Source organism: Paenibacillus sp. 2TAF8 (assembly GCF_052114825.1).
GTDB lineage: Bacteria > Bacillota > Bacilli > Paenibacillales > Paenibacillaceae > Paenibacillus.
This window is the reverse complement of the sequence record NZ_JBFRFN010000003.1, coordinates 340,514-348,665: the sequence shown is the minus strand read 5'-3', so window position 1 is coordinate 348,665 and position 8,152 is coordinate 340,514. Positions and strand designations below refer to the sequence as shown.

General features: G+C 45.8%; 7 protein-coding genes and 3 tRNA genes. All 10 read left to right on the top strand.

The window, feature by feature from the left end; all coding sequences use genetic code 11:
* The first annotated feature begins 66 nt into the window (after positions 1–66).
* The 10 genes from AB4Z30_RS07315 to tgt all read left to right on the top strand — a co-directional run bounded on the left by AB4Z30_RS07315 (position 67) and on the right by tgt (position 8,108).
* Positions 67–143 (top strand) — tRNA-Arg (locus AB4Z30_RS07315).
* 16 nt (positions 144–159) lie between these two features.
* A tRNA-Leu gene (locus AB4Z30_RS07310) sits at positions 160–238 on the top strand.
* A 7-nt stretch (positions 239–245) separates the two neighbouring features.
* Positions 246–319, top strand: a tRNA-Pro gene (locus AB4Z30_RS07305).
* A gap of 189 nt (positions 320–508) precedes the next feature.
* A complete protein-coding gene (locus tag AB4Z30_RS07300) occupies positions 509–1,201 on the top strand; it encodes a BofC C-terminal domain-containing protein (RefSeq protein ID WP_441924768.1) in 693 nt (230 codons plus the stop codon).
* A 215-nt stretch (positions 1,202–1,416) separates the two neighbouring features.
* Positions 1,417–1,920, top strand: a complete 504-nt coding sequence (gene ruvC, locus AB4Z30_RS07295) for a crossover junction endodeoxyribonuclease RuvC (RefSeq protein ID WP_441924766.1) — start codon at positions 1,417–1,419, stop codon at positions 1,918–1,920.
* Positions 1,917–2,531: a Holliday junction branch migration protein RuvA gene (ruvA, locus tag AB4Z30_RS07290; protein WP_441924764.1), complete on the top strand. Its 615-nt coding sequence runs from the start codon at positions 1,917–1,919 to the stop codon at positions 2,529–2,531. The genes ruvC and ruvA overlap by 4 nt, the downstream gene beginning before the upstream one ends.
* Positions 2,532–2,586: 55 nt before the next feature.
* Positions 2,587–3,597 (top strand): Holliday junction branch migration DNA helicase RuvB, encoded by a 1,011-nt coding sequence (ruvB, locus tag AB4Z30_RS07285; protein WP_342552502.1) that lies wholly within the window; start codon positions 2,587–2,589, stop codon positions 3,595–3,597.
* Between the two features lie 172 nt (positions 3,598–3,769).
* Complete coding sequence (locus AB4Z30_RS07280) at positions 3,770–5,854, top strand: SpoIID/LytB domain-containing protein (protein ID WP_441924762.1); 2,085 nt, start codon at positions 3,770–3,772, stop codon at positions 5,852–5,854.
* 55 nt (positions 5,855–5,909) lie between these two features.
* Complete coding sequence (gene queA, locus AB4Z30_RS07275) at positions 5,910–6,938, top strand: tRNA preQ1(34) S-adenosylmethionine ribosyltransferase-isomerase QueA (RefSeq protein ID WP_441924760.1); 1,029 nt, start codon at positions 5,910–5,912, stop codon at positions 6,936–6,938.
* Between the two features lie 33 nt (positions 6,939–6,971).
* Complete coding sequence (gene tgt / locus AB4Z30_RS07270; protein WP_342552499.1) at positions 6,972–8,108, top strand: tRNA guanosine(34) transglycosylase Tgt; 1,137 nt, start codon at positions 6,972–6,974, stop codon at positions 8,106–8,108.
* Positions 8,109–8,152 lie beyond the last annotated feature (44 nt).

Sequence of the window (8,152 nt, the reverse complement as noted above, 5' to 3'; positions counted from 1 at the left end):
CGGTAGAGCATCGCCTTGCCAAGGCGAGGGTCGCGGGTTCGATTCCCGTCTTCCGCTCCAATATTTGCGCCCTTAGCTCAGCTGGATAGAGCGTTTGACTACGAATCAAAAGGCCGGGAGTTCGAATCTCTCAGGGCGCGCCATTATTTTTCATAGTTTGCCGGCGTGGCGGAATGGCAGACGCGCTCGACTCAAAATCGAGTGGGAAACCGTGGAGGTTCGAGTCCTCTCGCCGGTATATATAACGGGATGTAGCTCAGCTTGGTAGAGCACCTGGTTTGGGACCAGGGGGTCGCATGTTCAAATCGTGTCATCCCGATTTCTAAAAACCACTATCAAATTTGATAGTGGTTTTTTACTTTTTAAAATAATAATCATACATAAATTAAGCAGTTCTGAGCTCTAGTTATTCATCCAGGCGGCGCTCTTTTGTTTAATAAGGCTGGGTTTGCATAAAGGTTTATCCATTAGGTCACAATAGGTTTAAAAAGTGATTGAAGGGGTCTATGTGAACAGGATTAACTTCAGAAAACAATTAAAGAAACGTTGGCGACGATGGAAACGAACTTTGTGGATGGCGGCCGCTATATTTGCGGTTACGATATTGGCATACCGTGGTCTATCTATATCTGCAGCAGTTGAGCGTTTACTCACAAAGGACTTTGGTGAGGCCGTAAGTGTTATGGGCACGCCTAAGCAAAAGGAACGATCTGCACAGGAAATTCAGATGATTTTCAAACAACTTGAAACAGACGGAGAACCGTTAATACGTGTCGTTTTACAAACGAAATATATTTGTGGTGTCGAGACTGAACAATTGGGCAGAATGGATATTCCTCAATTAAAAAATTTACTGAATCAACATCCAGAGTGGAAGGCAGAGGTCACTTCATCCGATACGTTACATCTGAATCAAAGCGTGGATGACCTTTCTCCAATCTGTAAACAAGAAGCATATATCAGTATCGATGCGGCCGGTAATCTCAATTTGTATGAGGGTAAGCCTGCGGAAGAGAACGTTATTCGGACGTTTTTTCAACTTGATGTAGGTACGCTGGAGAGTTCATTGCCTGAAGGGGTATTAGAACAATTACAGGAAGGTATTCGTATTCAGGATAAAGATGAGTATGACAGTGTGATCTCGACATTTAGTGACTTTGCTGTGGATGAAAAACATCGATTGCTTCGAAATGGCGGATAGAAACAAAATAAGAAAGTCTAAGAGAAGGACATCGTGGGTATGTCCTTTTTGTTGTTTTTTTGGAAACTGCTCTTCTATGGAACAAAATCTTTGAAGAATGCACACGAATTACAACAAGCTTTGGCATAGACAAAGTTTTTCCTGCCGCAAGGCCTATCTTTTGTTATAATGAAATGAACGATACATATGTTCGCTTTTGTAAGGGAGAGATGGTTTTGCGTTTTTTGGGAATTGACCCGGGGATTGCGATTGTGGGATTTGGTTTTGTGGATAAGATCGGGAACAAGGTTGTACCCGTACAATATGGATGTATTCAGACTGAAGCTCATACTCCTGATGAGGAGCGGCTTCTTCACGTATATGAGGGCATCGTGCAGCTGATTGATAAGTATAAACCCGATGCTGTAGCACTGGAAAAGCTCTTTTTTAATCGGAACGTAACAACAGCGATGTCTGTCAGTCAGGCTAGAGGGGTCATGATCCTTGCAGCTGCCCAGAAAGGTCTGCCTATTGCGGAGTATACCCCGATGCAGATCAAACAGGCGATTGTAGGATATGGCAAGGCGGAGAAGAAACAAGTGCAGGAGATGGTCAAAATGTTTCTTCGCTTGCAGGTTGTGCCTAAACCGGATGACGTTGCAGATGCGCTAGCTGTTGCTGTTTGTCATGCACATTCTTACACATTAAATTCCAAGTTGAATGAGGTATTGCGAAAATGATTGATTTTCTAAGAGGACAGTTCATACATGTAGAAAGTGATTATATTGTGCTGGATGTTCATGGCGTGGGTTATCGTGTGTTCTGTCCGAATCCCTATGCGTTTGCCAAGCAGGAAGGCGAGATTATCGTTTATACCCATCACCACGTGCGTGAAGACGCGATGCTGTTGTTTGGATTTGTAACTCGAGAGGAGCAGCGTTTATTCCGCAAACTGATTGAAGTATCCGGGATTGGGCCCAAAGTGGCACTAGGCATTCTTGCCGGAGGCACGCCTGATCAAGTGGTCATGGCGATTTATCAGGAGAATTTGACATTCCTGACGAAACTGCCGGGTATCGGTAAGAAAACAGCGCAGCGCATGATTCTTGATCTGAAGGACAAATTGGACGGCTTTGGTACAGCAGCGTATGAAACAGGTCTGTTCGCACCGCCTTCCGAAGAGCTTGGAAGCGGTTCGGCTTGGGATGAGGCACGTGAGGGCTTGAAGGCCCTTGGATATACAGATAGTGAACTGGATAAAGTATGGCTCAAGCTGAAAAAAGAAGTAACGACCGCAGATTCTGTGGATGTCTTGATGAAGCGCGCACTGCAGATGTTATTTACGGGATAATTTATTTTTATAGATGCTCTAGAGTTACAACCTGCAAGAAAAGGGTGGGAAGAACATGGATGAACGGATTATATCCGCTAACCTGATGATGGAGGATCAAAACGTCGAATTAAGCCTTCGTCCCCGATATTTAAATGAATACATCGGGCAAAATCAGGTGAAGGAAAATCTTAAAATATATATTGAAGCCGCTAAGTTGCGGAATGAAGCACTGGATCATGTACTGTTATATGGTCCTCCGGGACTTGGCAAAACAACACTCGCTAATATTATTGCAAATGAACTCGGCGTAAACCTAAGAACAACTTCAGGTCCTGCGATTGAACGTCCAGGTGATTTGGCTGCTTTGCTTACGAATTTGCAGGAGGGGGACGTTTTATTCATTGACGAGATTCATCGACTTCATCGTACCGTCGAAGAGGTGATGTATCCAGCTATGGAGGACTCCGCCCTGGATATAATGATCGGTAAAGGGCCAAGTGCGCGTTCTGTCCGGTTAGATTTGCCGCCATTTACATTGATTGGAGCTACGACGCGCGCAGGGCTTTTGTCGGCTCCGCTTCGTGACCGTTTTGGGGTAATCAGTCGTCTGGAGTTCTACACCGTTGATGAACTTGCGTATATCGTTTCACGATCCACTGAAATTCTGGGGGTAGAGATCGTTGGGGATGCTGCGGAAGAGATAGCTCTTCGTTCACGTGGTACACCACGGATTGCCAACCGTTTATTGAAACGAGTACGTGATTTTGCCCAAGTACGCGGTGATGGCATCATTACTCAAGCGCTGGCAGAGGAGGCATTGCAACGTCTGCAAATTGATCCGCGTGGGTTGGACGAAATTGACCATAAGATGCTCAAGTCCATGATTAACAGCTTTCGGGGAGGGCCCGTTGGACTGGATACCATTGCGGCTACGATTGGGGAAGAGTCCCAGACGATTGAGGATGTATATGAACCTTATCTACTGCAGATCGGTATGATTCAGCGTACGCCTAGAGGAAGAGTAGTAACCGATCTGGCCTATCATCACCTTGGTTTGCCTGTTCCACCAAGGGACGGTAAGTAAGGCTTGGCTTCGGCTCTTTACCTTGTGGACACGAGAACTATGGGACAATAAAATGACGAAGATGATATAGCTTGGATACGAGTCGAAAATGGAATTCGTTAAGATTGAAGTTGAAATCTCAAGAGAATCTGACCGATATAAATGAAAGATATGCATGGAGAGGAGCCTGATTGTGGGAAAAGCAATACGCACGAAGAAATGGAGTCGTCGATTGAAGGTACTGGGGGCTGCTCTGTTGACTTTTGGCTGTCTACAAGTTTCTGCTTACGCGGCAGGTAACGATGGACAGTTGATTCGGGTAGCTATGTTTGCGAATTTGGGGAGCACATATAAATCAACAACACCATTGATTACACTTGAATCAACAGGATCATGGGGTCTTCAGGCTGCAGGAGGGTCGAATATAAACCTCCCATCCGGGCAAGCACGATTTAGTGCAGATGGATTTCGCGTAAAAGTATTGGAGACTGCTGATTTCAAAACAGCCGCAGCCGCAGCAAAATTACTTCAGACTACCGCTGATAAACCTTTGCTGTTTGCAGCGACGTTCAATGGCAAAACGATTTATCAGCTGTACACAGGCAATTATGGAACGGCAGTACTTGCGGGACAAGCCGTTACACGAGTGCAAAAGACGGCGACGGCTCAATTGGAGGGACAACAGCCGGTTGTGACAGGAAGCGATCGTTTATCTGCGGGCACGTACCCTTCTCTTCAGGAAGCAGAAGCAGTGCAGGCAAATTTGCTATCAGCAGGATTCACAGCATATCCGGTACTGCAGCTAGATGGAAGCAGTCAAACTTATATGGTATGGGTAGGCGAAGCGGCATCTGCGGCGGAGTTATCCACGCTAAAGCAGCGTGTGGAAGCAAGTGTAGCTGGCATTAGCCTCTCTTCTGTAGGTAACAGTGCAGGGTTAATCATCCGCCAGGATGCAGGATTGAGTATGGATGCTCTTAAAACAACTCCACATTACACGATTGCAGGTATAGATTCCAAAGTTTTGGTGCAGGGCAGCAGTACCGGTATAAAAGTTGTGGAGCGCTCTCAGCGGACATATCGCGGAGATATGGAGATCAGCATCGTTAACGGAGATCTAGCTTTGGTTAACGTTGTACCACTGGAACAATATCTGTACTCGGTGGTTGGCGCAGAAGTGTATTCTTCGTGGCCGGCTGAAGCACTTAAAGTGCAGGCGGTAGCTGCCCGTTCCTATGCACTTCAGCAGGGCGAGCGTTTCAAAATCGCCAATGTTGTGGATACCACACTGAGTCAGGCGTATAACGGAATGAACTCTGAGAACGACAAAGTAACGAGTGCGGTGGATGCAACGGCTGGTGAAGTTCTCAAAAGCGAAGGCAAAATTGTAGAAGCTGTATTTTCATCTAATGCTGGGGGGCAAACTGCTCATCCTTCTGAAGTTTGGAACGGTGGGGCAGGCGTATTTACCAATGTGGAGAGTCGTGGCGATCTGTCTGCACAGGCTGGACTGCATACATGGTATCATGTTCTATTGARTTCAGGTGTGAGCGGATATATCCGAGAGGACAATGTGAAAGAATTGACTACAAAGACGGCTGCTGGACTCTCCAAAGCAACAGTATCCGCTCAAAATACAAATGTAAGACCGATCCCTCTCATTCAATCCAATGTTGAACCGGTTGCCAAAATTAATCCCGGAACAGAGATTGTTGTATTGGCAAAAGTGGCTCAATCCAATGATTACGCTTGGGTTAGAGGACCGTTTACTTCGGCACAACTGGTCAAGACGTTGCAAGGAAAAACCACTGCAACCGCTCCATCCTCTATCTCAACGCTGGAAGTAACAAAGCGCGGGCCTTCGGGGAGAGCACTTGAAGTTACGGCTAACGGACAGCCATTGACAGTCAAATATGCTGACACCTATCGCTCTGCACTCGGTGGATTACCAAGCACTTTATTTGATATTGCAGGCACCGGAAGTTATACTGTATTAGGCGCTGACGGCCAAAAAGTCAGCAAAACCGGATCACAAGGTGCGTCTGTATTATCTGCCTCAGGCACAGGCAACTCTTCCAGCAATGCGCTGGTTGTAATGAGTGCAGATGGTCAAGCTAGAGCAGTGACACAAGGTCAGACCTTTATGTTCATCGGCCAGGGTAATGGGCACGGACTTGGTTTATCTCAATGGGGAGCCAAAGGTATGGCTGATGAAGGGTATGATTACCAGACGATATTGAAACACTATTATCAAAACGCGACTATTGTTAAGGAATAAACGACAATGATGTTAAATAATAAAAGAATATCAATGCATTAAGGAATGAATAGACATGAATGTGAACTTATATGATTTTGAATTACCAGAGGAATTAATCGCCCAGACTCCGTTGCTTGATCGCACGGCTTCCCGATTGCTTACTTTGAACAAAAAGACGGGTGAGGTTGCCCATCACCATTTTCCTCATATTATCGATGTTCTGGAGCCAGGGGATACACTGATTTTGAATGATACTCGAGTGTTGCCTGCCCGCTTGTTTGGTACCAAAGAGGACACGGGAGCTAAAGCCGAAGTTCTGCTCCTTAAAAATGTGGAAGGTGACAAGTGGGAAGCATTGGTCAAGCCGGGGAAAAAGCTGCGAGATGGCGCTGTGATTGTATTTAGTGATGAATTAAAAGCTGTCATTAATGAAGTGGGTGAGATGGGAGCACGTACGTTAAGGTTTGAGTACAATGGCATTTTTCAGGAGATTTTGGATCGTTTGGGTGAAATGCCGCTACCTCCTTATATCAAGGAGACGCTGGATGATCGGGAGCGTTATCAGACGGTATATGCGAAACACGAAGGCTCTGCCGCTGCACCAACGGCAGGTTTACACTTTACCGATGAGTTGCTGGATCAGATTCGTGCTAAAGGTGTGAATATTGGATTTATTACCCTGCATGTTGGGCTAGGCACCTTCAGACCAATGTCTGTTGACATGGTCGAGGATCATGTTATGCATGAGGAGTATTATTCATTATCACAGGAAACGGCTGATCTGATTAACCAGACCAAAGAGCGTGGCAATAAAGTTTTTGCGGTGGGTACGACCAGTTGCAGAACGCTGGAGACGGTAGGCAGTAAATTCGAAGATGGTGTGCTTCAGGAAAGCAGTGGTTGGACGAGCATTTTTATCTACCCAGGGTACTCTTTCAAGGTGATTGACGGAATGCTGACGAATTTCCACTTACCTAAATCAACACTAGTAATGCTTGTGAGCGCACTTGCGGGCAGAGAGCATATCATGCATGCCTATGCGGAAGCGATCAAGGAGCAATACCGCTTTTTCAGCTTTGGCGATGCAATGTTGATTTATTAATTAACGATTAACTTTAGAGGATGATTATAACCAATGGCAGCAATTACTTATGAACATATCAAAACGTGTAAACAATCTGGTGCGCGTCTGGGACGTGTGCATACACCTCATGGAGTCATTGAAACACCGACCTTTATGCCAGTGGGTACACAGGCAACGGTAAAAACGATGAGCCCTGAAGAACTGAAAGAGATGGATGCTCAGATTATTCTGAGTAATACGTATCATTTATTCCTGAGACCGGGTCATGAAATTATTCGTCAAGCTGGCGGTTTACATAAGTTCATGAACTGGGATCGTCCTATTTTGACAGATAGCGGTGGTTTTCAGGTGTTCTCCCTTAGTGAGATGCGTAAAATTACCGAAGAGGGCGTACATTTTCGCTCCCATCTGAATGGTGATAAAAAGTTCCTTTCCCCGGAAGTGGCTATGGAAATTCAGAACGCGCTAGGATCGGATATCATGATGGCATTTGATGAATGTCCTCCTTATCCAGCTGAATATGAATACGTCAAAAAATCGCTAGAAAGAACAAGCCGCTGGGCGGAGCGTTGTCTTGAAAGTCATGCTCGTCCACATGATCAAGGCTTGTTTGCCATCGTACAGGGTGGCATGCACGAGGATCTTCGTCGTCAAAGCGCGGCTGATTTGACTTCCATGGATTTCCCGGGGTATGCTATTGGTGGACTGAGTGTTGGAGAACCGAAACATTTGATGTATGGTGTATTGGATTATACGGTGCCTTTATTGCCTTCCAATAAACCACGGTATTTAATGGGGGTAGGTTCGCCCGATGCATTGATTGAGGGATCAATTCGTGGAGTGGACATGTTTGATTGCGTGTTGCCGACCCGAATTGCCCGTAACGGAACAACGATGACAAGTCAGGGACGTCTGGTCGTTCGCAATGCCAAGTTTGCAACCGATTTTGGGCCACTTGACCCGGAATGCGATTGTTATACTTGCCGCAACTATTCCAGAGCGTACTTGCGCCATCTGATCAAAGCAGATGAAACGTTTGGCTTACGTCTGACAACGATCCATAATCTTCATTTCCTACAGAACCTGATGCGTAATGTGCGCAAAGCTATAATGGAAGATCGTTTGCTTGATTTCCGGGATGAATTTTTCGATCAATATGGTCTGCATGACAATGACAAAGGTTTCTGATTGAGGTTTTTGCGGAGCCTATGCAACAAGCAGTAAACTGTACG

Coding starts and splice junctions, on each gene's coding strand:
- queA (WP_441924760.1), top strand. CDS start 5,910: ATGAATGTGAACTTATATGATTTTGAATTACCAGAGGAATTAATCGCC.
- ruvB (WP_342552502.1), top strand. CDS start 2,587: ATGGATGAACGGATTATATCCGCTAACCTGATGATGGAGGATCAAAAC.
- tgt (WP_342552499.1), top strand. CDS start 6,972: ATGGCAGCAATTACTTATGAACATATCAAAACGTGTAAACAATCTGGT.
- ruvA (WP_441924764.1), top strand. CDS start 1,917: ATGATTGATTTTCTAAGAGGACAGTTCATACATGTAGAAAGTGATTAT.